Source organism: Variovorax sp. Root411, from assembly GCF_001425205.1.
GTDB lineage: Bacteria > Pseudomonadota > Gammaproteobacteria > Burkholderiales > Burkholderiaceae_C > Variovorax.
In genome coordinates, this window is record NZ_LMDW01000018.1 from 215729 (window position 1) to 242076 (window position 26348).

General features: G+C 65.4%; 25 protein-coding genes and 2 pseudogenes. 17 read left to right on the forward strand and 10 right to left on the reverse strand.

Annotated features, from left to right (window positions below; genetic code table 11):
* Positions 1–29 precede the first annotated feature (29 nt).
* The 7 genes from ASC92_RS22850 (at position 30) to ASC92_RS22880 (ending at position 6691) form a co-directional block, all read left to right on the forward strand.
* Positions 30–734: a fumarylacetoacetate hydrolase family protein gene (locus tag ASC92_RS22850; RefSeq protein ID WP_056520336.1), complete on the forward strand. Its 705-nt coding sequence runs from the start codon at positions 30–32 to the stop codon at positions 732–734.
* A gap of 95 nt (positions 735–829) precedes the next feature.
* Positions 830–1966, forward strand: coding sequence for a cupin domain-containing protein (locus ASC92_RS22855; protein ID WP_056520339.1), 1137 nt, complete (start codon positions 830–832; stop codon positions 1964–1966).
* A gap of 123 nt (positions 1967–2089) precedes the next feature.
* Entirely contained in the window at positions 2090–3268 is a 1179-nt protein-coding gene (locus ASC92_RS22860) for an ABC transporter substrate-binding protein (RefSeq protein WP_082519686.1), read from the forward strand.
* A 4-nt stretch (positions 3269–3272) separates the two neighbouring features.
* Entirely contained in the window at positions 3273–4190 is a 918-nt protein-coding gene (locus ASC92_RS22865; protein WP_056520340.1) for a branched-chain amino acid ABC transporter permease, read from the forward strand.
* 4 nt (positions 4191–4194) lie between these two features.
* Positions 4195–5226, forward strand: coding sequence for a branched-chain amino acid ABC transporter permease (locus ASC92_RS22870; protein WP_056520341.1), 1032 nt, complete (start codon positions 4195–4197; stop codon positions 5224–5226).
* The gene (locus ASC92_RS22875) at positions 5226–5981 is read left to right on the forward strand and encodes an ABC transporter ATP-binding protein (RefSeq protein ID WP_082519687.1); all 756 of its coding nucleotides are present in this window, start codon (positions 5226–5228) and stop codon (positions 5979–5981) included. The genes ASC92_RS22870 and ASC92_RS22875 overlap by 1 nt, the downstream gene beginning before the upstream one ends.
* Positions 5978–6691 carry an ABC transporter ATP-binding protein gene (locus ASC92_RS22880; protein ID WP_056520343.1) on the forward strand — a complete coding sequence of 238 codons (714 nt, stop codon included), beginning with the start codon at positions 5978–5980 and terminating at the stop codon, positions 6689–6691. The genes ASC92_RS22875 and ASC92_RS22880 overlap by 4 nt, the downstream gene beginning before the upstream one ends.
* A 48-nt stretch (positions 6692–6739) precedes the next feature.
* On the opposite strand, the gene ASC92_RS22885 is transcribed toward ASC92_RS22880, so the two are convergent.
* Entirely contained in the window at positions 6740–7216 is a 477-nt protein-coding gene (locus tag ASC92_RS22885; RefSeq protein ID WP_056520347.1) for a MarR family winged helix-turn-helix transcriptional regulator, read from the reverse strand.
* A 91-nt stretch (positions 7217–7307) separates the two neighbouring features.
* Between ASC92_RS22885 and ASC92_RS22890 the strand changes: the two genes are divergently transcribed.
* The 3 genes and pseudogenes from ASC92_RS22890 to ASC92_RS28235 all read left to right on the forward strand — a co-directional run bounded on the left by ASC92_RS22890 (position 7308) and on the right by ASC92_RS28235 (position 10639).
* Positions 7308–9020, forward strand: coding sequence for an FAD-dependent oxidoreductase (locus ASC92_RS22890; RefSeq protein WP_056520392.1), 1713 nt, complete (start codon positions 7308–7310; stop codon positions 9018–9020).
* Positions 9017–9886 carry an intradiol ring-cleavage dioxygenase gene (locus ASC92_RS22895; protein ID WP_056520349.1) on the forward strand — a complete coding sequence of 290 codons (870 nt, stop codon included), beginning with the start codon at positions 9017–9019 and terminating at the stop codon, positions 9884–9886. Before ASC92_RS22890 ends, ASC92_RS22895 begins: the two co-directional genes overlap by 4 nt.
* 3 nt (positions 9887–9889) lie before the next feature.
* Positions 9890–10639: pseudogene (locus ASC92_RS28235) on the forward strand (iron-containing alcohol dehydrogenase).
* On the opposite strand, the gene ASC92_RS22905 reads toward ASC92_RS28235, so the two are convergent.
* From ASC92_RS22905 to ASC92_RS22930, 6 genes are all read right to left on the reverse strand, one after another.
* The gene (locus ASC92_RS22905) at positions 10625–11173 is read right to left on the reverse strand and encodes a cupin domain-containing protein (protein ID WP_162245736.1); all 549 of its coding nucleotides are present in this window, start codon (positions 11171–11173) and stop codon (positions 10625–10627) included. The pseudogene ASC92_RS28235 and the gene ASC92_RS22905 sit on opposite strands and share 15 nt — an antisense overlap.
* Positions 11170–12159, reverse strand: coding sequence for an alpha/beta fold hydrolase (locus tag ASC92_RS22910; RefSeq protein WP_082519689.1), 990 nt, complete (start codon positions 12157–12159; stop codon positions 11170–11172). The genes ASC92_RS22905 and ASC92_RS22910 overlap by 4 nt, the downstream gene beginning before the upstream one ends.
* 164 nt (positions 12160–12323) lie before the next feature.
* Positions 12324–14198, reverse strand: a complete 1875-nt coding sequence (locus ASC92_RS22915; RefSeq protein WP_082519690.1) for an amidohydrolase — start codon at positions 14196–14198, stop codon at positions 12324–12326.
* A 62-nt stretch (positions 14199–14260) separates the two neighbouring features.
* The gene (locus tag ASC92_RS22920; RefSeq protein WP_056520394.1) at positions 14261–15274 is read right to left on the reverse strand and encodes an ABC transporter substrate-binding protein; all 1014 of its coding nucleotides are present in this window, start codon (positions 15272–15274) and stop codon (positions 14261–14263) included.
* A gap of 65 nt (positions 15275–15339) precedes the next feature.
* Positions 15340–16293, reverse strand: a complete 954-nt coding sequence (locus ASC92_RS22925; protein WP_056520357.1) for a fumarylacetoacetate hydrolase family protein — start codon at positions 16291–16293, stop codon at positions 15340–15342.
* A gap of 5 nt (positions 16294–16298) precedes the next feature.
* Positions 16299–17213: an NAD(P)-dependent oxidoreductase gene (locus ASC92_RS22930; RefSeq protein ID WP_414820420.1), complete on the reverse strand. Its 915-nt coding sequence runs from the start codon at positions 17211–17213 to the stop codon at positions 16299–16301.
* A gap of 101 nt (positions 17214–17314) precedes the next feature.
* Here ASC92_RS22930 and ASC92_RS22935 point away from each other — a divergent pair, with 101 nt between their 5' ends.
* The 6 genes from ASC92_RS22935 to ASC92_RS22960 all read left to right on the forward strand — a co-directional run bounded on the left by ASC92_RS22935 (position 17315) and on the right by ASC92_RS22960 (position 22664).
* A complete protein-coding gene (locus ASC92_RS22935) occupies positions 17315–18208 on the forward strand; it encodes a LysR family transcriptional regulator (RefSeq protein WP_056520395.1) in 894 nt (297 codons plus the stop codon).
* 269 nt (positions 18209–18477) lie between these two features.
* Positions 18478–18792, forward strand: coding sequence for an NIPSNAP family protein (locus tag ASC92_RS22940; protein ID WP_056520361.1), 315 nt, complete (start codon positions 18478–18480; stop codon positions 18790–18792).
* 9 nt (positions 18793–18801) lie between these two features.
* The gene (locus tag ASC92_RS22945; protein ID WP_056520366.1) at positions 18802–19725 is read left to right on the forward strand and encodes a VOC family protein; all 924 of its coding nucleotides are present in this window, start codon (positions 18802–18804) and stop codon (positions 19723–19725) included.
* A complete protein-coding gene (locus tag ASC92_RS22950; RefSeq protein WP_056520396.1) occupies positions 19725–20105 on the forward strand; it encodes a YciI family protein in 381 nt (126 codons plus the stop codon). Before ASC92_RS22945 ends, ASC92_RS22950 begins: the two co-directional genes overlap by 1 nt.
* Positions 20106–20140: 35 nt before the next feature.
* Positions 20141–21310 (forward strand): ABC transporter substrate-binding protein, encoded by a 1170-nt coding sequence (locus ASC92_RS22955; protein ID WP_056520367.1) that lies wholly within the window; start codon positions 20141–20143, stop codon positions 21308–21310.
* A gap of 148 nt (positions 21311–21458) precedes the next feature.
* The gene (locus ASC92_RS22960) at positions 21459–22664 is read left to right on the forward strand and encodes a porin (protein ID WP_082519691.1); all 1206 of its coding nucleotides are present in this window, start codon (positions 21459–21461) and stop codon (positions 22662–22664) included.
* A gap of 194 nt (positions 22665–22858) precedes the next feature.
* Here the strand turns inward: ASC92_RS22960 and ASC92_RS29125 are convergent.
* The 3 genes and pseudogenes from ASC92_RS29125 to ASC92_RS22965 all read right to left on the reverse strand — a co-directional run.
* Positions 22859–23186, reverse strand: a pseudogene (locus ASC92_RS29125) (IS3 family transposase); the annotation flags it as partial.
* Positions 23187–23826: 640 nt separating this feature from the next.
* Positions 23827–24018, reverse strand: coding sequence for a hypothetical protein (locus ASC92_RS28730; RefSeq protein ID WP_157609115.1), 192 nt, complete (start codon positions 24016–24018; stop codon positions 23827–23829).
* Positions 23988–25520 (reverse strand): sensor domain-containing diguanylate cyclase, encoded by a 1533-nt coding sequence (locus ASC92_RS22965; protein ID WP_056520368.1) that lies wholly within the window; start codon positions 25518–25520, stop codon positions 23988–23990. The genes ASC92_RS28730 and ASC92_RS22965 overlap by 31 nt, the downstream gene beginning before the upstream one ends.
* Positions 25521–26066: 546 nt before the next feature.
* On the opposite strand from ASC92_RS22965, the gene ASC92_RS22970 reads away from it, so the two are divergent.
* Positions 26067–26348 (forward strand): alcohol dehydrogenase catalytic domain-containing protein (locus ASC92_RS22970; RefSeq protein WP_157609116.1); only part of this gene is annotated, 282 nt, incomplete at its 3' end.

Below are 26348 nucleotides of genomic sequence, written 5' to 3' on the forward strand. Positions count from 1 at the left end.
GCTTTCCAAACTCCATCACCTCCCACACCATGACCACCACTTATCTCTGGACTCCTGCTGCTGTTCCATCCCTGCCGGTGCGCGGCAAGACGGAGCGTTTGCCCGTCAACCGGCTGTTCTTCGTCGGCCGCAACTACCACGCCCACGCGGTCGAGATGGGACGGCCGGTCGACAAGGCGGTGGAGGTGCCGTTCTATTTCACCAAGAGCCTGCCGACGCTGGTGGAATCCGGCGCCACGGTGGCCTATCCACCCGAGACGAAGAACTACCACTTCGAGATGGAGCTGGTACTTGTGGTCGGTGCGCCCGGCTTTCGCGTCAGCCGCGCCGACGCGCACAAGCTGATCTACGGGTACGCCTGCGGCCTGGACATGACGCGGCGCGACCTGCAGCTGGTGGCCCGCGAGAAGGGCCGGCCCTGGGACCTCGGCAAGGACGTGGAGCAGTCGTCGGTGGTGTCCGAGGTCGTTCCCATGGCCGGCACGGTGCTCGAGCAGGGCGCGCTGGCGCTGAGCGTGAACGGCCAGGAGCGCCAGCGCTCCGATCTTTCCAAGCTGATCTGGAACATCCCAGAGCTGATCGAGGACCTTTCGAAGTTCTACCACCTGCAGCCTGGCGATCTGATCTTCACCGGCACGCCCGAAGGCGTGGGCGCGCTCCAGCCCGGCGATCGCATCGAAGGCAGCGTTGCCGGCGTGGGCGAGATCACGCTCACGGTCGGCCCCGCCGAGTGAAGCGCAAGCCAACGCGGCGCTTCTCCCCGTAAACGATACGGCGACAGACGCGCCATGCGAGCGCTCGTTGCAGCGGTCCCCACGAAGGAACTTCCATGACAGTCGACACCGTACCCTCCCCCGTGCGCCTGAAGGCCGTCGCGGGTCCGGGCCAACCCGAACCCAGCCTCGCGCTCGAGCAGCTCTACCGGGGCTTCGAAAGCGAGCTGCTCGTTCCGCTGTGGACAGAAATCGGCGACCTGATGCCGCGGCACCCGCGCAGCAAGGCAGTGCCCCATCTTTGGCGCTGGGATCGCCTGGTCGAACTGGCCAGCGAGGCCGGGCGCATCGTGCCCGTGGGCCGCGGCGGCGAGCGGCGCGCCATCGCGCTGGCCAATCCGGCGCTCGGCGGCCGGCCGTTTGCCACGCCCACGCTGTGGGCTGCTATCCAGTACCTGATGCCGGGCGAGGATGCACCGGAGCATCGCCACACGCAGCACGCGTTCCGCTTCGTGGTGGAGGGCGAAGGCGTGTGGACCGTGGTCAACGGCGACCCGGTGCGAATGTCGCGCGGCGACTTCCTGCCGCAGGCCGGATGGAACTGGCATTCCCATCACAACGCGGCCAGTGCGCCGATGGCCTGGATCGATGGACTGGACATTCCGTTCTCGTACTACACGGAGTCGCAGTTCTTCGAGTTCGGGCGCGAGCGCGTCAGCACGGCCGAGAAGGCCACGCCGGAGCGCTCGCGCTCGGAGCGCCTGTGGGGCCACCCGGGCTTGCGTCCGCTGTCGCAGCCGGAGGCGCCGGCCGCGACGCCGCTGCTGGCCTACCGCTGGGTCGATACCGACCGTGCCCTGGCCGACCAGCTCGCGCTGGAGGACGAGGGCCATGCCGCCACACTGAGCCCGGGCCACGCGGCGGTTCGCTTCACGAATCCGAGCAACGGGCGCGACGTGCTGCCCACCATCCGCACCGAGATGCACCGCATCAGAAAGGGGGCGAGCACCCTGGTGCAGCGCGAGGTCGGGTCATCGGTCTACCAGGTGTTCGAGGGCAGCGGCACGGTGAAGGTGGGCGAGCAGCAATGGAGCGTCAAGCGCGGCGACATGTTCGTCGTGCCGTCGTGGCAGCCCTTCGCGGCCCACTGCGACGCGGACAGCCCTGCAGCGCTCGACCTTTTCCGCTTCAGCGACGGGCCGATCTTCGAAGCGCTGCACGCGCACCGAACGCATACAGGCGAACTGGCGTAGCCGTCCGCAGCTCACTGTTTTTCGGATTTCAGCGCCCGTTCAAGCCGATGGCCGTCGCGCCGTTGTGCACGGCCGCGTGTCACTTTCGCGCTTTTTTTATTCCAAACCAACTCGAGACAAGACATGACGATACCCACTCCCTCTCTCCGCCGCACCGGCCTGGTTCTGGCCGCCTTCGCCTGCTCGGGCGCCAGCCATCTCGCGGCGGCCGCCACCATCGGCATCATGGCACCGCTGTCGGGCCCCGTCGCGATCGTCGGCCAGGACCAGGTCGACGGCTTCATGCTTGCGGTCGAGCAGTTCGGCGGCAAGCTGGGCGGGCAACCGGCCACGGTGCTCAAGGAAGACGACCAGCTCAAGCCGGAGATCGGGAGCCAGATCGTGCGCAAGTTCATCGACAAGGACAAGGTCGACGCCATCGTTGGCTTAAGTTTTTCCAACGTCATGATGGCCAGCCTGCCGCGCATCGCGGAGTCCGGTGTCGTCGCTATTGCCACCAACTCCGGGCCATCGCCGCTGGCCGGCGCCGGTTGCAAACCGAACGTGTTCTCGACCGCCTGGCAGAACGACGGCGCCGCCGAAGCCATGGGCAAGTTCGCGCAGGACAAGGGCGTGAAGAAGGTCTACCTGATGGCCCCGAACTATCAGGCCGGCAAGGACATGCTGACCGGCTTCAAACGCTACTTCAAGGGCCAGATCGTCGAAGAGGTCTACACCCAGGTCAACCAGCCCGACTATTCCGCCGAACTCGCGCAGCTGCAGGCCGCCAAGCCCGATGCCGTCTTCGTGTTCTATCCCGGCGGCATGGGCGTGAACTTCATCAAGCAGATGGCGCAGGCGGGCCTGATGGGCAAGCTGCCGCTCTATTCGGTCTTCACGGTCGACGGGACCACGCTGCCCGCATTGCGCGATGCCGCCGTGGGCAGCATCAGCGGCGCCATGTGGGACGCAGCGCTGGACGCGCCCGAGAGCAAGAAGTTCGTGGCCGATTTCGAGGCCAAGTACAAGCGCACGCCCAGCGAGTACGCCGCAACGGCCTACGACGCGGCGAGCATCCTGAACATCGCGCTCGGCAAGGCCAAGGGCGGGGACAACAAGGCGCTGGCAGCCGCTGTCAAGGCCGCGGGCAGCGAAGTGAAATCGGTGCGGGGACCCTTCGCCTTCAACAACAACAACCTGCCGGTGCAGAACTACTACGCGTTCGAGACCGTGAAGAACGGCAGCAGCGTCACCGGCAAGCTGCTGGCGACGCCGCTGCCGAAGCAGGTCGACGCCTATCACGCGCAATGCGCGCTGAAGTAATCCCATGAGCAGCACTGTTGTTCTTGCCCAGTTGCTCAACGGGCTCCAGTACGGGGTCCTGTTGTTCCTGCTGGCGGCGGGGTTGACGCTGGTCTTCGGCATCATGAGCTTCGTCAACCTGGCGCACGGCTCGCTGTACATGATGGGCGCCTACTTCGCGGCAACGGCCTTCCAGTACACGGGGTCGTTCGGATGGGCCGTCGCCGCGGCCATGGGCGGCTCGCTGCTGCTGGGCCTCGCGCTGGAGTTCGTGGCCGTGTCGCGGCTGTATCGCCGGGACCATCTCGACCATGTGCTGGCCACCTTCGGTCTCGTGTTGTTCTTCAACGAGCTGGTGCGCATCATCTGGGGTTCGCAGCCCGTCTTCCTGCAAGTGCCCGAGTTCCTGAGCGGGGCCATCGACATCGGCGGGTTCAGCTACCCCTCCTACCGGATCGCCATCATCGTGGTCGGGCTGGTCGTCGCGGTCGGCTCCTGGCTGTTGATCAACAAGACCAAGGTCGGCATGCTGATCCGCGCCGGCGCCGTCAATCCCGCGATGGTGGCCGCGCTAGGCGTGAACATCCGCCTGCTGAATGCGATGCTCTTCGCCGTCGGCGCGATGCTGGCGGGACTCGCCGGCGCGATGGCCGGACCGATCCTGTCGGTTCAATCGGGCATGGGCGAGTCGGTCCTCATCACGACGCTGGTGGTCATTGTCATCGGCGGCATCGGCTCCGTGACCGGGGCTTTCTATTCCGCGCTGATCGTCGGCATCGTCGACACCATGGGGCGTGTGTTCCTGCCGTTCCTGCTGCGCCAGGTCACCGAGCGTTCCATTGCCGATGCGGCCGGGCCCGCGCTGGCTTCGATGCTGGTCTATCTGCTCATGGCCGTGGTGCTCGCGTGGCGCCCGCAAGGTCTTTTCCCAGCCAACAGGTAGTCCCATGACCACACTTCTTTCCCGCCCAAGCACCTGGGTTCCGCTGCTGGTCTTGCTGTTGCTGGCGAGTGTGCCTTTCGTGGCGCAGGCCACCGGCGAGACCTTCTACATCGCCTTCTTCGCGCGCATCATCATCTACGCGATTGCCGCCTGCGCACTCAATATCGCGCTGGGCTACGGCGGCCTGGTGAGCTTCGGCCATTCGCTGTTCCTCGGGCTCGGCGCCTACGCGGTCGGCCTGGCGTCGTTCCATGGGATCGGCAGCGGCTGGGTCCACCTGCTGCTTTGCCTGGGCGCGTGCGGCCTGGTCGCGCTGGTCACCGGTGCGATCAGCCTTCGCACCAGCGGCATCGCCTTCATTATGATCACGCTGGCCTTTGCGCAGATGGGCTACTTCCTGTTCGTCAGCCTGAAGAACTATGGCGGCGACGATGGCCTCTCGATCGCTCTCAGCAGCCGCTTCGGCCCCATCGACCTGTCGTCCGCGACCAGTGTCTATGTTGCGGCGTTCATCGTGCTGGTGCTCTCGATCTGGTGGCTGGCGCGCCTGCGCATCGCACCGTTCGGCATGGTGATCCGCGGCGCCAAGCAGAACGCGCGCCGCGTGAGTGCCGCCGGCATTCCGGTGGTGCGCTACCGGCTGTTGGCGTACGTGATGTCCGGCATGTTGTGCGGCGTCGCGGGCCTGCTGCTGGCCAACCTCAACGCCTTTGCTTCCCCCAGCACGCTCGCCTGGTCCGTCTCGGGCGAGCTGATCGTGATCGTCGTCATCGGCGGATTGGGAACGGTTTTCGGGCCGCTGATGGGCGCATTGGTGTTCCTTGGCCTGGAAGAGGTCCTGAAAGGCTTCACGGAGCACTGGATGGTCATCTTCGGGCCACTGATCGTGATCGTTGCGCTGCTGGGCAAGCGGGGCATCGTCGGCTTGCTGGAGCGCTTCGATGCGCGGCCACCGCCCGAAGCGTCCGCGTCGGTGCCTGCCGAAGACACAGCCACGGTACGCAATGCGATCTCCACACCGAAAGGATCCACATGATGCCGAGCGTCCTTCGCACCGAATCTCTTACCAAGCGCTTTGGCGCACTGCTTGTCACCGACTCGGTGTCGCTCGACATCCACGAAGGCGAGCTTCACGCGATCATCGGCCCCAACGGCGCCGGCAAGACGACCCTCATCAACCAGCTGTCGGGCGAGCTTGCCGCGGACAGCGGCAGCGTGTGGTTCGGCGGCGCCGATGTCTCCGCGCTGCCCATCCACGAACGTGCCCAACGCGGCCTGCTGCGGTCCTACCAGATCACCTCGATCTTCGAGGATTTCAGCGTGATCGAGAACGCGACCTTCGCGGCGCTGGCCTCGCGCCGGCACGCCTTCCGCTTCTGGCAGCCCATGGCGGCGGACAGGCACGCGCGCCAGTCCGCCGAAGAGGCGCTTGCCGCCACCGGTCTGGCCAACCGCCTTCACGTGTCCGCCGGCGACCTCGGCTACGGCGAGCGCCGCCAGCTCGAGCTGGCCATGAGCCTGGCGGCCGGGCCCAAGTTCCTGTTGCTCGACGAGCCCATGGCCGGCATGAGCGTGCAGGAATCCACCAGCGTGATTGCGCTGCTGCAGCAGCTGAAACGCCAGTACACGATCTTGCTGGTCGAGCACGACATGGATGCGGTGTTTGCCTTGGCCGACCGCATCAGCGTGCTGGTCTACGGAAAGATTTTGTTCACCGGCACGCCGGAAGAGATCCGCAACCACCCCGAAGTACGGGCTGTTTACCTGGGCGAAGAAGAGGCCGAAGCATGAGCGAATTTCTATCGGTCCAAGGCGTGCAGGCCTCCTACGGCCATGCGCAGGCGCTGTTCGACATCTCCTTCGCGGTCGGCACGGGCGAGGTCGTCACCCTGCTCGGCCGCAATGGCATGGGCCGCTCGACCACGGTCAAGTGCCTGTTCGGCATGCTGCCGGTTTCGGCCGGCAGCATCTCGGTGGGCGGCACCCGCGTGGACAGCCTGCCCTCGCACCGCATCGCGCGCCACGGCCTCGCGCTGGTGCCCGAGGGTCGCCAGGTCTTTCCCAACCTCACGGTGGAAGAAAACCTGGTCGCCACCGCGCGCGACAACAAGAAGGGGAGCGGCGAACGCTGGAGCTTGCACCGCGTCTATGAGTTCTTTCCTCGCCTCAAGGAGCGGCGCGGCAATCTCGGCTCGCAGCTCTCGGGCGGCGAGCAGCAGATGCTCGCCATCGGCCGCGCATTGATGACGAACCCGCGACTGCTGGTGCTCGACGAGGCCACCGAGGGCCTCGCGCCACTGATACGCAACGAGATCTGGCGCTCGCTCGCCGATCTCAAGCGCGACGGGCTGTCGCAGATCGTCATCGACAAGAACGTCAAGTCCTTGCTGAACCTGGCGGATCGTCACTTCGTGATCGAAAAAGGGCGCGTGGTCTGGCAAGGCAACTCCACCGAACTGCGCGCGCAGCCCCAGATCGTTCATCAGTATCTGGGCGTGTAAAGGCCCATTGATCCTCGCCCCCCGACCGACGGGGGTCGAAGTGCGCCCTCAGGGCTCCCCGCCCGAGCCCGCGTAGCTGGCAAGCGCAGCCAGCACGACGGCCAGCTGGTCCTCACCCACCTCCCTCGACATCTCGCGCTGGGCCTGCGCCACGGCGCGGCCGAAATCCTTCAGCCAACTTTCACCGGCCGGCGTAAATCGGACGATGCGCACGCGCTTGTCCGTGGGATCGGCCAGCCGCTCGACGAGCCCGATCGATTCGCATTGGTCGATCAGTTCCGTCATCGCCGCGTTCGTCATTGCAGCGCGCCGGGCGAGTTCGGTGATGCGCGTCCCGTCGATGTCGAGGTGGCGCGTGAGATTGACGTGCGAGCGGCGCGTCTGCGCATGGCCGCGCTCGACCATCAGCGACATGACGCGCTCCTCGAAGCGGCGAAGCGCGCTGCTGAGCAGGCGTCCGACGTTGTCGGTGCGCCAGCCCTCGTCGACGCGCGCTCCCTTCTCGGGTGTAGGGGGATTCCTCAAAGCTTTGCAATCCTGAAGTATTTAGGTAACCTAAGCATCTATGCGGAGCCATCGCTTCGCCGGCGATGCCGAGCCCATACGGCCCATGTCCATGACCCATTCCACCAATACTACGGCCCCCGCGCAGCCATGTTCGCTGGAGACAGAAATCCTGATCGCGGGCGGCGGCCCGTGCGGCCTCATGCTCGCCAACGAGCTCGGCCGCCGGGGCATCCGCTGCCTGCTGGTCGATGCGAAGCCGGGAACCGCCTTCAACCCGCAGGCCAATGCCACCCAGGCGCGCACGATGGAGCACTTTCGCCGGCTGGGCTTCGCGCACGAGATCCGGCGCCTGGGCCTGCCGGCCGACCACCCGACCGACATTGCCTACTTCACGCGCTACACGGGCCATGAACTGGCGCGCATCCATTTGCCGACGGCGGCGGAGGCCACCGAGAAGATCAAGGCGATGACCGGTTCGTGGAGCGCTGCCGAACTGCCGCACCGCGTCTCGCAGAAGTTTGTGGAGGCGGCGCTGCGCGGACATGCCGAGGCGTGGCCCATGGCCGACGTACGCTACGGCTGGCGGCTGGAACGCTTCGCCGACACCGGCGACGGCATCGATGCGTGCATCCGCCCTGCGGACGGCGGCGCCCCGGTGGAGGTGAAGGCCAGGTTCCTCGTCGGGGCCGACGGCCCGCGCAGCATCGTGCGCAGCGAGCTCGGCATCGAATGGGGCGGCGTCACCGGCATCCAGCGCGATTTCATGGGCGGCAAGATGTTCGCCATCTACCTGCGGTCTGCGCAATTCATCTCGGCGCTGACGCATCCCAAGGCCTGGATGTACGTGGCGGTCAATCATGAGCGGCGTGCCTTCATGGCCTCCGTGGACGGCGTTGCCGAGTACGCTTTTCACGCGGCCGTGCATCCGCACGAGAACCCGGAGACCTGGACCGAGGCCGATGCGCGCCGCATCTTCGCGCAGACGGTCGGCGTGGACGTGCCGATCGAGGTCCTGTCGATGGGCGTCTGGCAGGCCGGCCACGCCCTCGTTGCCAAACAGTTCCAGCGCGGCCGCGTGTTCATTGCGGGGGATGCGGCCCATCTGTTCACGCCTACCGGCGGCCTCGGCTACAACACCGCGGTCGAAGACGCGGTGAACCTGGGCTGGAAGCTGGCCGCCGTGCTGCGCGGGCAGGCGCCCGACACGCTGCTGGAAAGCTACGAGGCGGAGCGCCGTCCGCTGGCCGAGCGCAACACAGGCTATGCGAGACGATTCGCCGATTCGGTCGGCCTGTTCGCTGCGAGTCCCGAACTCGAAGAAGACTCGCCCCGCGGGGATGCCGAGCGCCGCGCCGCCGCCGAGCATCTGGACGCGCACGCACGGCTCGAGTTCAACATCCCCGGCGTCACTTTCGGCGGGCGCTACGACGGCTCGCCGGTGATCGTGTCCGATGGCACGGCGGCGCCGCCCGACGAGCCCAATCGCTACGTTCCCACCGCCTGCCCTGGCGGCCGGCCGCCGCATGCCTGGCTGGAAGACGGTCGTTCGCTGTTCGATCTTTTCGGACGCGACTGGACGGTGCTCGCACTCGGTTCGGCGCCGCCCGACACAGCACCGTTCGAGGCGCTTGCGCACGCGCGCGGCCTGGACCTGCGCGTCGTGCGGCTTGCAGAGCGAGTGCTGCGCGATTTGTACGAAGCACCGCTCGTGCTGATTCGCCCCGACCAGATCGTCGCCTGGCGCGGCAGTTCCGCCGACGACGCGCAGGCCGTATTCGACCAGGCCACGGGCCACCATCCCCTTCAGGAGAACCACCCATGAAACCTCTCGATTCGTTCACCATCACCGAGGCCGTGCACGAGTCGATGGATCGATGCCCCGATGCGCGGCTGCGCACCGTGATGGCCAGCCTGGTGCGTCATCTGCACGACTTCGCCCGCGAGGTGAAGCTCACCGAGGACGAGTGGTGGCGCGGTATCCGGTTTCTTGCCGACGCGGGGCACATCACCGACGACAAGCGGCAGGAGTTCATTCTGCTGTCGGACGTGCTCGGACTGTCCACGCTGGTCATGGCTCAGAACAACACCAAGCCGGCGGGCTGCACCGAGGCCACCGTCTTCGGGCCCTTCTTCGTCGAGGGCGCACCCAGGGTCGAACACGGCGCCGACATCGCCAATGGCGCCAAGGGCACGCCCTGCTTCGTGCAGGGCCGGGTCACCGGGCCGGACGGGAAACCCGTTTCTCACGCGCTGCTCGATGTCTGGCAGGCCGACGAAGAAGGTTTCTACGACGTGCAGAAACCCGACCCATCGCTCTCCGAGCACCGGGCCCGGGCCCAGCTGCGCACCGATGCCGATGGTCGCTACCACTTTCGCTCCATCGTGGCGCATGAGTACCCGATTCCGCATGATGGCCCGGTGGGCGCCATGCTCGATGCGCTCGGCCGCCATCCGTGGCGTCCGGCGCACCTGCATTTCATGATCCAGGCGGAGGGCTACGAGCGCTTGATCACCCATGTGTTCCGCCGCGGCGGGCGCTATCTCGAATCCGACGCGGTCTTCGGCGTGCGCCCGAGCCTCATCGCCGATTGGGACCGCCACGAAACCGGCGATCCTTCCAAGCCTCCGGTCTACTACACGCTGGACTACGACTTCGTGTTGACCCGCAGCACACCGTTGGCGGACTGAACGATGGAGCGCCTGTCCTTCACCTACCAATGCGCGCCGGCCCGAGTCGTGTTCGGACGCGGCAGTCTGAGCCGCCACGAAGAGGAACTGCTTGCCTTGAACGTGCGGCGTGCGCTGGTGCTGTGCACGCCAGAGCAGCGCGAAACCGCGGAGTCGGTCGCGGGGCGGCTGGGCGCGCGCGGCCGGCATCTTCGACCGTGCCGTCATGCACGTGCCGATCGAAACCGCGCGCGAAGCCGTGGCCCACGCTCGGTCGGTGCACGCCGATGGCATGGTCGCCGTCGGCGGCGGCTCGACCATTGGCCTGGGCAAGGCCATCGCGCCTGGAGCACTCGCTTCCCATCTTGGCCATTCCCACCACCTACGCGGGCAGCGAGATGACGTCCATTTACGGCATCACCGAGGATGGCATAGAAGACCGGCCGCGACGCACGGGTGTTGCCGCACGCCGAGACCCACACTGTGATGCTGCCGCACACGCTGGCCTACAACGCCCCGGACGCCATGTCGCGTGCGGCACGAGCGCTCGACACTGTCGAGAACCGCGTGCCGCAGGCGATCTGCGATCTCATGCGTGCTGCCCGCGCACCGCTGGCGCTGAAGGAACTCGGCCTGCCGGCGGAGTCTCTCGACCGCGTGGCCGATCTGGCCGTGCAGAACCCTTATCCCAACCCGCGGCCTCTGGACCGCGCCGCACTTTTCTCATACGACCAGTGCAGTTGCGGCTTAGCCCCGCCGCTATTTGTCGATTGACGATTGATAGGTGACGCCGTACTGCGCAGACAGATCCACGACACGCTTCATGTCACGCGGCACGGCGAGCCCTTCGTTTGCCACCGCGATGAACAGTTCCTCAAGCCCCCCTGGCAGGCAAAAAAGAATGTGCTCGCCCTCCACGTCGCTGACGTTGCGATACTGGTGCACCATTCCTTTGTGCTGTTGTACCAGCGTCCCAGCCGGTGCTTCGATCGCTCGTTCGCCCTTCTGCCAGAAACGGTAGTGACCCCGCAGAATGAGAAAAACCTCATCCTCGTGGGTATGGACATGGGCCGGCGGACCTCCACCGGGCTGCGAGATAACGCGGGTAGCGGACATCGTTCCGCCGGTTGAGGCGGTCGTCACCTCCACCTTCATCCGGAGCCCGAACGCCGAGAACCAGGGGCTTTCTCCGTCCATCGCATGCGCCTCCTTGGCCAGGGACGGCGGCATCATGAAGACGGAGGCGGATGCAGCGAGAGCACCTAGCACCGATCGGCGATCAAGATTGCGTAGAGCAGGGGCTTTCACCTGTTTGTTTCCTCGCTGAAAAACTTGGTCATCTGCTCGACCAAAGTCTGGGGGCATTCCGTCGCAAGCCAGTGCCCACAGTTCTGGATCACACCACCACGCACCTGCTTGCCGGCCGCCTCCATCTGCTGCAACAGAATCGGGCCTACGCCCATGCTGCCTCCCAGCGCCAGAACAGGCATTTCCAGTTTGTTGCCTTCCAGCCAGCTAGCGTTGCGCTTCGCGTCGGCCGCAATGGTGCGAAACATGCCGAGCCCGCCTCGAACGGCCCCAGGTTCCGAATACGCCTTGACCACCGCATCCATGTCCGCATCGACGGCTTCGATGTTCACCGCAAAGTTGCGGATGAACCAGGAAAAGTACGTACGCTCTTTACCCTGGATCAGGGCCTCCGGGAGATCCGGCACGTTGTAGAAACTCCAGTGCCAGAGACGACTGTCCTTGGTGAGCAGATCCCAAGGCGGAATGCCCGGAACAACACAATCCAGCATCACGAGCTTGGTCACCCGGCCGGGATGGCGGGCAGCGAGTTCGAAGCCAACGTGCGCGCCGAGATCGTGGCCGACAACCAGTGCGCTCTTGACACCCAGTTGATCCATCAGTTCGAGCATGTCCCTCGCCACCGTTTCCCGATCGTACCCGGCCAACGGCCTGGAAGAGTCGCCCATCCCCCGCAGATCCGGCGCAATGACTGTGTATCGAGTGGAGAGCATTGGAATGACGTGATGCCAAGCGTAGGAGGTGTTCGCCCAGCCGTGTAGCAACAGGATCACGGGCCCTTTCCCTGCCCGGAGGTAGTGCAGGCGCACGCCGTTGACAATCGTCATGCGATGGCTTCCGCCGGGATTTGAATCTTCCTTGGATGGAATCGATATCGACCGAGTCCCATCGCCGCCTGACGCGATCTGCGCATTCACGCCACCACTGCCAACACAAGCGCTTGCCACAACGATCATGACCATCACCACCTTGAATGCGCCGTCCAATGCACGGCATCTCTCTCTTAAACGCACCTTTTGTCTCCTTGTTTGAGGTTGATTTTTTGGACTTCCCGGCTGCCGCTTCTCTGGCAGCCAACCACCGTTACCCCGTAAAGTGAGTGCCAAGCGGAAAAACGGGCTCTGCAGGCGCGCTTTTCCGTCTCGCTTTCTCACGTCACCATGCAGCTGCAGCTGAGCGACCACATCCCTGCGTCGCCCTGTATCCAGTTGGGGGCATGTGTGTGGCCAGCGCAGCTGTCGCCATTGGCGTGCGCGTGGCCGCAGGCGTGCGGCCCGCGCATGGCCTTGGCGAGGTAGCGCCCCTCTTCCTCGGCCGCACGGGCCGAGGCTACCGGTGACCAGTCCGGATTCACAGGCAGGGGTGCCGGCGCAACGGATCGGTAGGGCCCCTTGGCATGCACGATCCGCCCGTCCATCACCGTCAACACTGACTCGATCTTGCGGATCTGGTCCTCGGGCACAGCGAAGTAGTCGGCCGACAGCACCGCCAGGTCAGCCAACTTTCCGGGCTCGAGCGACCCCTTGGCCGCCTCGTCACCGGAGAACCAGGCGCTGCCCTGGGTGTACAGCCGCAGCGCTTGCTGCCGGTCGAGCCGGTTCGCGGCGCCCACCATCTGCAGGCCACCGGCCGTGCGCCCGGTCACGAACCACTGCAGCGAGATCCACGGGTTGTAGCTCGCGATGCGGGTGGCATCGGTGCCCAGGCCAACCGGCACACCGGCACGCAGCATCTCGCCTACCGGCGGCGCGCGGTCGGCCACACCGGCGCCGTAGCGCCGCAAGAAGCTCTCGCCCTGGAACGTCATGCGGTTCTGCACGGCGATGCCGCCGCCCAGCGCCTTCACGCGCTCGATGTTGCGCGGCGAGATCGTCTCGGCATGGTCGAGGAACCAGCGCACGCGGTCGATCGGGGCATCGCGCCGCACGCGCTCCAGCACACCCAGCAGTGGCGTGATGGACTCGTCGTAGGAGGCATGAAACTGGAAAGGCCAGCCGTGCTCGACGAACAGGCGGATGACCTTCTCGAACTCCGCTTCGCCCGTCGGCTGCAGGTTCGGCCGCGGCAGCAGGAAGTTGGCCGAGTCGAAGGCCGAGAAGGTGAGAATTTCGCCGGCGCCGCGGATCTTGTAGATCGGGTCGTCGGTCAGTTTCACCTGCCTGATCCAGGATGCGAAGTCCTCGTACTCCTTGCCCGGCGAGAAGCTGAACATGCTGCAGGCCACGCGCACCGTTAGATGCCTGCCGGCGGCCAGCTCGGTCATCAACGCGTAGTCCGCCAGGTTGTTGTCGGCGCCGCCGTCGCTCACGCTCGTGATGCCGACACGATTGAGTTCACCCATGAACTGGCGCATGGAGTTCAGCCGCGCCGCGTGGTCCAGCTGCGGTGCGCGGCGCATCGCCGAGTACACCGAGAACATGCTGGGCTTGGCCAGGATCACGCCCGTGGGATGGCCGAGCGCGTCGCGCACGATCTCGCCGCCGGCGGGCTGCGGCGTGTCCTTCGTGTAGCCCAGCGCCCGCAGCGCCGCCTTGTTCAGCAGCGCAGTGTCGTAGAAGTGCAGCAGCATGACCGGCACGTCGCCCGAGACAGCGTTGAGCTCCTCGATGGTGGGCATTCGTTTCTCGACGAACTGGAACTCCGACCAGCCGCCGAGCACGCGTACCCATTGGCCAGGAGGCGTGTGCTGCACTTGGTCGCGCAAGAGCCGCAGCGCATCGGCCAACGATTCGACCTCGTCCCAGCGCACCTCGAGGTTGTACTGGAGTCCCCCGTTGATCAGGTGGATGTGCGAGTCGTTGAGGCCCGGGATCACCACGCGGCCAGCCAGTTCGACCAGCTTCGTGCGGGGCCCCTGGAATGCCGCGGTTTCTGCATCGGAACCCACCGCCAGGATCTTGCCGTCACGCACGGCGACGGACGACACCATGCGGTTGCGTGCATCGAGCGTGTGGATTCTTCCGCTCCGAAGGATCAGGTCGGCCTGCGTCGAGCCTGGCGTGGTGACGCAACCAGGCAAGCCCATGACGGCGGCCGCACCGGCGGCTCCCTGGAGAAGGGTTCTGCGGTACATGTCGGGCCCCCGGTTCAACGGTTGTGAAAAGCGGCTTCGTGAAAGCTCGGGTCGTAGTAGGTCGCGGCCTCGTGCAGCCTGGCGCCCGGCCGGCCGAACTTGGCGCGCAGCTTCACGACCATCTCGACGCCTGCAAGGTCGATCTGTGCCCGGCGCTGAAAGCTTTCAGGGCCTGACAGCAACGCGCGGTAGGCGCTGTCCGCTGCCTGCGGCGGCGTGTTCGGCGGCATGTGGGCCAGGAAGATCCTGGCTGCCTCGTCCTTGTTGCGGGGCTCGCGCAGCCAGTCGACAGCGCGCGCGTGGGCGCGAATGTAGCCTCGCACGTGGTCCGGATGGGCACGCGCCCAGCCCTGACGGACCGCGGCGACGACGCCCTGGTAGTGGCCAAGCTCGTCCGTCGCATTGGCCAGGCGGTTGAAGCCCTGCGCTTCGGCCATCGCGTCGAACGGCGCCACCAGGATGGTCGCCGCGTGCTTGCGCTCCAGCAGCGCCTGGTAGCGCTGCAACACGCCGCCCGCGCGTTCGGTCCTGTAGTCGCGGTCCAGCACCAGGCCGTGGCGTTCCATCAGTTCGAGCAGCACGAAGGCGTAGCCTGTGGTCAGGGCGTCCACCGACAGTGTCTTGCCGCGCAGGTCGGCATAGCCGCGGCTCTCCGGCGATGCGACCAGCCGGAGGAAGCCCGCGTCCGAACCCATGACCGCCACCAGATCGGGTCCGCCCACGCCCGCCTCGCCCTGCCCTTCCCGGTAGGCGATGACGTTGTCCATGGCCGTCATGGCGATGTCGAACTCGCCCTGGATCAGGCCCTTCATCTGGAACGTGGAGTTCGGCGTCGGCGTGATCGCGACAGCCAGCCGCTCGCTGGCGAAGAAACCCTTGTCCTGGGCCACCCACAGCGGCCAGTTGAATGCGCCGGGAAACACGATGACGCGCAAAGGCGGTGGAGCTTCCGCCACCACACCGGTGCCGCCGGCGCATCCCGCGATCAGCGCGGCCAGCCATGGAACGATGAAAAACCGGATGAACATGAACGCCTGTTTCAAGACCTGCTTCACTGACACCTCCTGCGTCTGGTTGTGCGCTGCAGCCGCGGCTAAACGATGCGGGTCTCGAGTTCTCCGAGCGCCTCGATCCATACCCTCGTCACGTCGCCGCGCTTGAGGAAGGTGCCGGTCTCCATGCCGACGCCTGCCGGCGTACCGGTCAGGATCACGTCACCGGGAAGCAAGTCCACGCGCTCGCTCAGGTAGGCGATCTGTTCGGCAACGCCATAGAGATGGTTGCTGGTGTTCGAGTCCTGCCGCAGCTCGCCATTGACCCAGAGCTTGATGGCCAGGTTTTCCGGCGAGCGGACGAACTGCGCCGGCGTGAACACCGGCCCCAATGGACACGAGCCGTTGAAGCACTTGTGGCCGATCCAGTCGAAGCGGAAGGGAGACGAAGGATCCACGCTGTCCCGCACCAGGTGGTCGCGCGCCGACAGGTCGTTGGCGCACATGTAGCCCGCCACGTAGTCCAGTGCGCTGTCCACGCCGACCTGCGTGGCACGCCTGCCGATCACGACGGCGAGTTCGGCCTCCCAGTCCAAGCGCTCGGTGCGAGCCGGATACGCCACTTCTCCCCGATGGCCGGAGAGGGTTGCGGCACCTGCCTTCAGGAAGTGCCAGGGCGGCACGCCGTCCTTCTTCGGATCGAGCACCAGCTTCTGGTTGAAGGCGCGGCCCATGGCTTCCACGTGATCGCGGTAGTTGGCACCCGCCGCATAGATGGCGCCGGGCCGGCCGAATGGCGAACGCAGAACGAGGCTGGCCGGATCGAGCGCCGCGGACGAGAACCGACCTGGCTTGGCGGCAAGGTCCGTGGCCAGCTTGTCGAGTTCAGGGACGCACGACGCCCAGCGGCCCAAGAGTTCATCGAGGCTGGCCGCTGCCAGGCTTGCGCAACCGGCAGTGCGCGCAACATCGCCCAGGTCGAACCAGTCCGTGCCGATCGAAATGCCGGACCGCGCAATGCGTTCCGTTTCATACGTGAACAGTTGATATTTCATGGAAGTCATTCGAGAGAAAAGCTGCCGCTCTGATTCGATGGACGCGACTCGGCTTCCAGGAGCTTGATCACGGCGGAAATGTCCTCCTCGCCCATGCCGCCTTCCAGTGCCCGCAGGAAGTAAGGAGCGGCCGCAGAAAAAAGCGGCGTGGCGCAACCCAGCTCACGCGCCATCCCTGCGCCGAGTCGCAAGTACTTGTGCAAGGTGTTGAACGAGCCGGGCGCGGGTGTGAAGGCCCGCGCGGCCATCATGGGCGCGCGGATCGTGAACATGGCCGAATTGCCCGCGCCCTGGCGAATGACTTCCGCGACGCGCTCGGGTGCAAAGCCCGCCCGAACGCCCATGTTCATGGCTTCCGCGGCAGCGAGCGTATGGATCGTGACGAGCGTGTTGGCGATCAGCTTCATCGCGACCGCCGAGCCGACATCGCCCAGGTGGAAATGGTGCTCCGTGATGGCATCCAGTACCGGTTTGCACGCCTGGAACAAGTCCTCGTCGCCACCGACGTACAGGGCAGCGCGGCGCTCGACCACCATGGGAGGCGATCCGCTCACCTCGGCCTCGAGCATGCGGGCGCCGGCCTGTTGCACACGCAGCGCCTGCTGCACCTTGTAGTCCCGCGTGTAGGTGCCCATTTCGATGACGATCTTGCCGGGAGCAAGTGCCTGCAAGATACCGTCCGCGCCGTTGAGCACCGCCGCCTGCGCGTCCTCACCGGGCAGGCACAGCAACAGCACGTCGGCCTCGCGGGTCACTTCGGCCGGAGATTGCAGCGCCTCGCCGCCGGCGCGCGAGAACGCCTCGCGGTCCGTGCGTCGGAAGCCGACCACCCTGAAGCCGGCCCGCATGAGATTGACGGCAATGGGCAGGCCGAGCTGGCCGATGCCGATCATGCCGATGACGTGATGAGGTTGTAGCACCTGTGTCTCCTGGTAGTTGAAGCGGATTCTGCGGTTCCGACGAGCATCAATCCAGACCGATTCGATGATTCATTCGTATAAATCACTTCTATACTTTGCACGTGAAAGACCTGAACCTCCTCTATACCTTCGAGGCCATCTGGCGCGACCGCTCCGTGACCGGCGCCGCCGAGAGTCTCGGTTTGACCCAGGCCGCGGTGAGCGCGTCGCTGAAGCGCCTGCGCGAGGAGTACGAGGACAAGCTGTTCACGCCGGTCGGCCGCAAGATGGAGCCGACACCCCTGGCGTCGGACCTGGCACCGATGCTGCTGGACGTGCTGTCCATGGTCCGCAAGACGCAGGTAGAGCGTCGGCGCTTCGAGCCGGCCACGGCAAAGCGGATGTTCACCGTGCGCACCCGCGACATCGGGGAAGCAGTGTCGTTTCCGCAGATCATGGCCGCCCTTGCGGAATGCGCGCCAGGCATCCGGCTTCGAACGGTTTTTCGTTCGATCCCGGAAACCGTCAGCGGCATGGCCGGCGGACAAATCGACTTCGCGCTGGGGTTCCTTCCCTCACTGGAAGCGGGAATCCATCGGCGCCTGATTCACACCCAGCACTACGTGTGCGTCATGCGCACCGGGCATCCGCTCGCGGACAAGAAGATGACGTTGGAACGCTTCAGCGAAAGCGAACATCTGCTGGTGGAATACTCCGGCAGCGGCCATATCCAGCTGGAACGCGCGCTGATCGACGCGGGCGCGCGAAACCGCATCAAGATTCGGCTGCCGCAATATCTGGCGGCGCCCCACTTCGTGGTGAGCTCCGATCTCCTGTGGTCGGCGCCGGCAATCCTTGCCGAGACGCTGGCCGAGCACTACCCGCTGGTCATCAAGCCGCTCCCCCTCGATCTGCCCAGCTTCGAGATTTTCCTGTATTGGCACGACCGCTACCACCAGGATCCCGCGAACAAGTGGATGCGCGACTTCGTCGTGCAGCAGCTGGCTCCCACCTGACGACATCGACCCGCTCGGCGGCGCGCGGGTCACGCGGTTTCAGCTCACCAAGCCACACGACCGGCAGCGTTTGCCTGCGTCTTCGCTTCGCGCATCGCAGCTGCGAGAGTCGCCATTCGGCTCGCTCCACAAATTGCGTTTATACGAATGAATCATCGATTCAGTATGGTTCGGTCAGTCGCTAAAACGCAGAATCCAGGCACATCAACAAGGAGACTGAGTGAGTGCATCGGCCCACGGGCCGGCGGCGCGATCTCTCCAGACTGGCCATGATCATCGAACAACGCATCTATGAACTGAAGCCCGGCTCGCTGCCTGAATTTCTCGCAGGCTACGAGGCCGAAGGACTCCCGCTGCAGCAGCAGGCGCTGGGGCGGCTCATTGGCTACTTCGTCGCCGAAGTTGGCGAACTCAACCGCATCGTGCAGCTGTGGGGCTTCGACTCTTACGAAGACCGCGTCTCGCGGCGCGCGGCGCTCTCGGCCAATCCACAGTGGCGCAGCTTTCTCGGAAAGACGGCGGCCCTGGTGGTGCGACAGCGCAGCGAGTTGCTGACCCCGGCGAGCTTTTCGCCCATCCGCTAGGAGACCCCAATGATCCGCTCGTTGCTGCAAGTGGGCATGACCGTTCCCGAGCTCGAGGTCGGCCGTGTCTTCTACGAACTCTTCGGCCTGGAGACGCGGGTCTCGGGTGACGATCTGCTCTTCCATTGCGAAGGAAGTGCCCAGGAGCTGTTGCGACTGATGCCCGGCGCGCGCAAGAAGTTGAGCTACGTCTCGCTCGGCACCAATGCGGCCGGCATGGACGCGCTGATCGCCACGCTCGAACGCCGTGGCGTGGCCCTGGCCGAAAGCCCTTTCGGGCCGATGGCGGGCATCTGGTTTCGCGACCCGCATGGCGACTGGCTCAACGTGCAGGTGGCCGAGCCGCAGCCATCGAACGCGCCAGTGCCGGCCGAGATCAATGCCCCCGGCCGCTACCGCCGCATGGGCACACGCGCATGCAATCCTTCCTCGCAACAGAAAAGGGCCCGGCCGCGGCGCATGGGCCACCTCATCAAGTTCTCTCCCGACGTGGACAAATCAGTCGCGTTCTATACCGAAGTCCTGGGCATGAAGGTGTCGGACCGCGCGGGCGACGTTCTGGCCTTCCTGCGGGGCAGTGCGGGCGGCGACCACCACATCGTGGCCTTTGCCCATAGCACGCACACCGGACTGCACCACCTCAGCTTCGAGGTCGGGGATATCGACGAGATCGAGATCGGCGCACAGACCTTGCTGCGTGCGGGCTACAAGGACGGCTTCGGGCTGGGACGGCACGTGGGCGGCTCGAACTACTTTCACTACATCCGCGATCCGTGGAACAGCCTGGTCGAGTACTTCTGGGACATCGACGTCATTCCCGAGGACGACAGCGATTGGGAAGCCTTGAACGTCACGCCGCAAGAGCTGACCGCGGTGTGGGCAGCGACACCGCCGCCCCCGGAGTTCCCCATGAACTTTGAAGACCGCGAATGATGGCCGCGCAAAACCAGAGCGCTCATGAGCTGCTGAGCGCCATGCTCAACAAGCCGCTCTACGTGGCGCTGCGCAAGCCCGGCAATCTTGCGCGCATGCCGCAATTGCTGGAGGCACACCTGCACTGGATGATCGCCGCGGAACGCCGCGGCGAGCTGTTCGCCTCCGGCCCTTTCACGGACGACACGAGCGCGCCCGGCTCGCTCGGCGGCCTGTCGATCGTGCGCGCCGCATCGGCCTCGCATGCGCGGGAGCTCCTGTCTTGCGACCCCTTTGTGAAAGAAGGCGTGGTGACGATCGAAGTGAAGAAATGGCTGCTGATGGAGGGCGGCTTTTCCGTCGCCGTGCGGCTGTCGGACCAGTCCGCCCGCCTTCTGTAGCGCAGCCCCTGAACGAGCCCACCTGAGGAGACATCATGAAAAAGACCACCAAGCACAACGCTCTCGCCCTCTGCATCGCCTTGCTTGCCTCGGCATCCCATGCCGACGTGAAAGTCGGATTCCTCGCCACGCTGAGCGGCCCTTCGGCCGATGTCGGACGCGACCAGCTCGACGGCTTCAACCTCGCGCTCGAGCAACTGGGCGGCAAGCTCGGCGGCGCCACCGCCACCCTCTTCAAGGAAGACGACCAGCAGAAGCCCGAGGTCGCGCTTGGCGCCCTTTCCAAGCTGCTCGAGAAAGAGAAGGTCGACGTGGTCACGGGCCTGACCTTCGCCAACATCATGATGGCGCTTCAAAACAAGATCGCATCGACGGACGTGCCGTTCCTCGGTTCGGTCGCCGGCGTGTCGGCTGCGGCAGGCGCGCAGTGCAAGCCGAACCTCTTCGTGACCTCATGGCAAAGCGACGTGCCCGCGGAGGCCATGGGCAAGTACCTGACGGACAAGGGCGTCAAGCGCATCAGCGTGATGACGCCGAACTTTGTCGGCGGCAAGGACAAGATCGCCGGACTCAAGCGCTTCTACAAGGGCGAGATCGTCGACGAGGTCTACACGCCGCTGAATCAGCTGGATTTTTCCGCCGAGCTCACGCGCCTCGGCGCAGCCCGGCCCGAGGCTGTCTTCGCCTTCTATCCTGGCGGGCTCGGCGTGACCTTCGTGCGGCAGTACCAGCAGGCCGGCCTGCTCGGCAAGATCCCTCTCTATACGACCAACACCGTCGAGGGCACCTCGATGACCGCCATGGGCACTGCCGCCGTTGGCGTCATTACCGCCGACGCCTGGTCGCCCGGCAACACGGGGGCCGAGTCTCGCCAGTTCGTGGCGGCCTTCGAGAAGAAGTACGCACGCATGCCCTCCGCCTATGCGGCCTTCAGCTACGACGCCGCGATGGCGCTCGACGCCGCCCTTGCAAAGCTCAAGGGCGACGCCTCCAACCACAAGGCGCTGACAAAGGCCATTGCCACAACGCCGTTCAAGTCCGTGCGCGGTGCGTTCCGCTTCGGGGCCAACAACTTTCCGGTCCAGAACTATCACGTGTTCGAGATCGCCAAGGGCGCGGCGGGCAAGCCTGAATTCCGCCTGCTGGCGGAAAACGTCCTGCAATCGCATGCGGACGCCTATGCATCGCAGTGCGTAGCCAAGTAGTTCACGCGTGATCCGCTGACCTCGCCGGACGCTTGAGCGCCGGCAGGTCCCTTCTCCCTTCCTCTGTCTTTCTCACACCGCAATCGATGCGAGGCATCGGTGTGGATGGCGCTCGCCTTTTTTTCGCAATAACACCTGGAGACAAACCATGAACAGACAAATCTCGAAGAAGAAATCGATCGCAGCCGCCGCAGCGGGCTTGCTCGCCGCCAGCGCATGGGCACAGTCGCCCAGCGTGAGCGGTCCCGCCACGGCGCCCGACCAGGATGCGCGTCGCGTCGAGTCGGAGGCGCAGTCGCGCGCACGGGCCGCATCGGCTTCCAGCGTCTCGCTCTACGGGCTCATCGACACCGGCGTCGAGTACATCAGCAATGTCGGCCCCGGCACCAACCGCCTGATCCGCATGCCCTCGCTGACGGGCAGCCTGCCGTCCCGCTGGGGTGTGCGCGGCGTCGAGGATCTCGGTGACGGCTTGCGCGGCGTGTTCGTGCTGGAATCAGGCTTCGGGCCGGACACCGGCAGCCTGAACCAGGGAGGCCGCAGCTTCGGGCGACAAGCTTTCGTGGGCCTGTCCGGAGGCTGGGGCACGGTGACGCTGGGGCGCCAGTACACGATGCTGTTCTGGTCGCTGCTGGACGCGGACGTGCTCGGGCCGAACGTCTACGGCAGCGGCTCGCTCGACGCATACATACCGAACGCGCGCGCCGACAACGCCATCGTCTACCGGGGTACGTTCGGCGGCCTCACGATGGGCGCCTCCTACAGCCTTGGACGCGACGTGGCGAACGCCGGGCCGAGTCCGGCGGGAACCAACTGCGCCGGTGAAAGTGCCGCCGACAGCAAGGCTTGCCGCGAATGGTCCGTGCTGCTGAAGTACGACGCCGCAAGATGGGGCACGGCCCTCGCCGTTGACGAAATCCGCGGCGGGCCGGGCGCTTTTGCAGGCCTTGTGAGCAGCACCCTCAAAGACCGCCGCATTTCGGCTAACGGATATGTGAAGGTGGGAGAGGGACAACTCGCTGCAGGTTTGATCCGCCGAGACAACGATGCCAGTCCCCTTACTCCCCGAAGCAATCTCTGGTACGTTGGCGGAAGCTACCCAGTCTTGCCGGCCTTGACCCTCGACGCGCAAATCTTCCGGCTCGACTACCGGAACAGCAGGAACCGCGCAACCCTTGCCGCTGTACGCGGAACCTATCACTTGTCCAAACGCACAGCACTGTACGCGACAGCCGGACATATCTCCAACGACGGCAGCCTTGCCTTGTCCGTGAGTTCCGGTGCGGCCGGCAGCAATCCCGCTGCAGGCGGATCTCAATCAGGGGTCATGCTGGGCATGCGGCATTCGTTCTGAGGAACCAGCGAGGCTGCGGCGTTGCCGCCGTTCAACGTCGGCAATCGGGCGAAGCAGCGCCGCGCCACGCCACGCCAAGCGAGGAAGCGTATGCGCTTGCGGAGCGGACATGAGAGCAAGCACTGCCGAGCGGACACAGGGAATGCTCACACGGCAACTGAAGATCGCGCTCGCCAGTACTCCGGGAGATCCGTGATGCGCACGTGCAACTCGGGGTGCGATTCGTGAATCCAGGAACGCAGCGATTCGCGTACCGGATAGCCCAACGCCTTGATGGTGAATGCAATGCATGCATCCATGATCAACGTAGTGTCTGACAGCCACCTCCTTCTGCTCTTGGGAACACTTGGGCTTCGAGCGCGCATAGCCCTTCTGTAGGTCGAGCCGCCGCTCGTACTCACGGTGCCAGCCCTTCAGCGCATTCTTGGTCGGGGACCCCAATTGGCGAATGGTCGCCCTGACGCGTTTGCCGAGCTTGATGTACAGCTCGGCCGCTCGAATTCTGTCTTCGGATGAATACATGAACTACCTCCTGGTAGTCCAAGTTTTTGTCCGCATCCCCAGTGGGTTAGTTTTACATCGGCGCTAACAGCTGAAGGCAGGCGCGGTCTCGGCATCGGTGCCGGCGCTGGTGGCCACGACGCCGCCGCGGCGCCCAGCCGCGCCGCCAGCGCGGCCCGCAGCTTCGCCCGTGACACTGAACGTCAACGGCACGACGCACCGTCTGGTGCTGGACACCCGCACGACATTGAACAGAGATCGTATTACTCCGGCGCGATGCCGGACTCAGGCGCCCAAGGCCTCGCCATGGGCGCTCCCAATGGAGCTATTAATCCACGCAATGGGCAGTTCTACCCCAGCATTGGCGGCGGTGTCCTCAAATCCGCCATCCGGGGACGTGTACCCCGCAGCTGGGCCTGGACTCGTGGTCAATCCGCGAAACAGGCAGGTGATGCCGATCAACTGATATCGCTCGGGGCAGAAGAAAATCAGGTCTTAGTTCAACTGGATTGAAGTAATGTCACATTGATAGGGGCGTGCTCGAATTCATGATCATCAAGGCGGTAGTTGCCATCATCGCCGTGGCGATCTACGGTTTTTGGCTTGGCTGGACGAGCAGGAAGTGAGGCCACTCCCCGCGCACGTCGTCAGTACGTGAGGCCTACCAGCGCGCCGCGATAGACCAGCGACTGGAGAGTCTGCAGCCGTCCAGCGCCTCCACCAGACGTCGATCCATGGGCACCTGTCCGGCGCGCAGCGACTTGGCGAACTCGTCAGGATTCGCCAGCAACGCCGCCAGCGTGTCCCCCCACAGCGCACCGCTCAGGCAGGCGCCGGCTGACCCGCTGAGCACACGCGGTTGCGGCCTGCGGTCTTGGCCGCGTACAACGCCTTGTCCGCCGCCTGGATCAGTTCTTTCGGCAGCCCCCTGCCGGGCACAGGACTGAGCGCCTCCACGCCAGCGCTCAAGGTGACGAAGCCGCCTGCGGCCCCGGCATGCGCGATCTTGAGGTCACGCACGGCGTTGCGAATCTGCTCGGCCAAGATAAGAGCGCCTTCCACGCCGGTGTGCGGCAGCAGCACCGCCAGCTCCTCCCCACCATATCGGGCCGCAAGGTCTCCTGCGCGTCGCGATGTGAGTCTGGCGACCGTGCGGCCGATCGATTGCAGGCACTCGTCCCCGGCCGCATGGCCGTAGATGTCGTTGTACTGCTTGAAGCAATCCACATCGATCATGATGAGCGCCAGGGTGCTCGCTTCGCGCACGGCCCGACCGAACTCGCTGTCGAGCGTAACGTCGAACTGGCGGCGATTCGCCAACCCCGTGAGGCCGTCCTCCATCGCCAGCGTCTCGAGGGTCTTGTTCAGCGTCTCCAGCGCATCGCGCGCCTGTCGCAGGTCGCTCTCGCTTCGGGTCCTCAGCTCGATCTGCCCGATCAGGCGCCACCCCACGAACCCGACAATCGACGTCAGCAGGAGAATGCCCGCTGTGTGCCAAAGGGCCTCGCGCCACCAGGCGGCCAGGATCTCATCCTTCGACAGGGCCGCGGTCACGAACAGCGGGAAATGCTCGAGCCGCCGAAAGCTGTTCAGACGCGTCACGCCGTCCTGCGCCGATTTGATGTAGGCCGTTCCGACGGGGCCCTCGGCGACATAGGTACGGAAGAAATCCGCGGTCGTCACGTTCTTGCCGACCGTCTCGGGGCTGTACGGCCGCCGAGTCATCATCGTCCCGGTGTCGAGCACCAGGCCAACCGCGCCGTCCCGGCCGATGTCCAGGCTGTCGTAGAACTTCACGAAGAAGTCGACGTTGATGGTCGCGAGCACCACCCCTGCGAAACTGCCATCCGCGTGATCGATCCGTCGGGACACGGGGATGAGAAGCCTGCCGGTGGTTCGGCTCTTCACCGGCGTACCGATGTGCGGTCCACGATCCTCATGTGCGCGATGGAAGACGAAGTACTCCCTGTCCGCGTTGTTCAGGTTCTCCGGGGGCGTGGGCCGGGAGTTCGCGACCCAGTTTCCGTTCTTGTCGTAGATGTGCAGACCGTCGAGTTCAGGAAGTTCGACGACCCGCGCCGCGAGCACCTTGCGCAGCCGCGCGACGGCAGCCGGGCCGGTGCCGTCCTGCTCGACCCGCTCGACGATCCCGACCAGCGAGAGATCGGCCTTCTTGATCGTGTCGTCGCCGTGCTGGGCCATCGCACGCGCAAGGTTCGATGCCGCAACGCTCATCTGCTCGACCTGCTCCGTTCGCGCCTGCCAGCTGTTCCAGGCATCGATCGCCAACAGGGTGAGGCACGCAACTCCGACGAAGGCTGCCGTGCGGACGGTGATGGATGGTTGACGTAACACTGGATCAATGATGCGGTGAAGTCCCCTGCCATACTTTGACACATCTCAAGCTGGATTGGCACACTTCCGGTAACGGCCGGTGCTTGGGGTGGTCCGCGACGGGGCCGAAAGCGGGAGTTTTCACATCCGGGGCAAGGGAGGGAGTCCTTTCCAGGCCGACGGGGTGGTGCCGGCGTCCCGCAGCCACTGCGAGGCCACGGGCCATGCGGGGAGGCACGAAGCCGAGCGCGACCTCCAAGCGCAGATCGAGGACTGGCGCCGCCGAGGCGCATCGTGGGCAGGGTCCCGAGGTCGCGCTTTTTGGAGAGCCACGACTGTCGAGCATGGTGGTGCCCGCGGACGAAGCCAATGGCCTGGGTGGTGCTGCAGCCTCCCCCAGGGCTCGCGCCGCGTCTGGGGTCCCCCTGCACGTGAGGGGGTGTTCTCGCAGCTCACCGGCGGCGACTCCCTGCAGGGATGGAGGCAGGTGTCTATCTTCCGCACTACGCCGGCACTCCCTAGCATTGGCCTGACCAACACACACGCCGACAAGGCACTGAAACCGATATGACGACGATGCTCAAAGCGCAATACAACGAACACGGTCCGGTGCCGCAAGCCGCGATCGAGGCGGTGCCATTCGATCGTCCAGTGCTGGCCCAGGGTCAAGCCCTTGTGGCGGTGCTGGCCGCGCCCATCAACCCCAGCGACGTACTGACGCTCACCGGTCAGTACGGGTTGCTGCCGCCGTTGCCAGCGGTCGGTGGCAGCGAGGGCGTCGGGCGTGTTGTCGAGTTGGGCCCTGACACCCAAGGCCCGGCGGTGGGCCAGACCGTGCTGCTGCCGCCC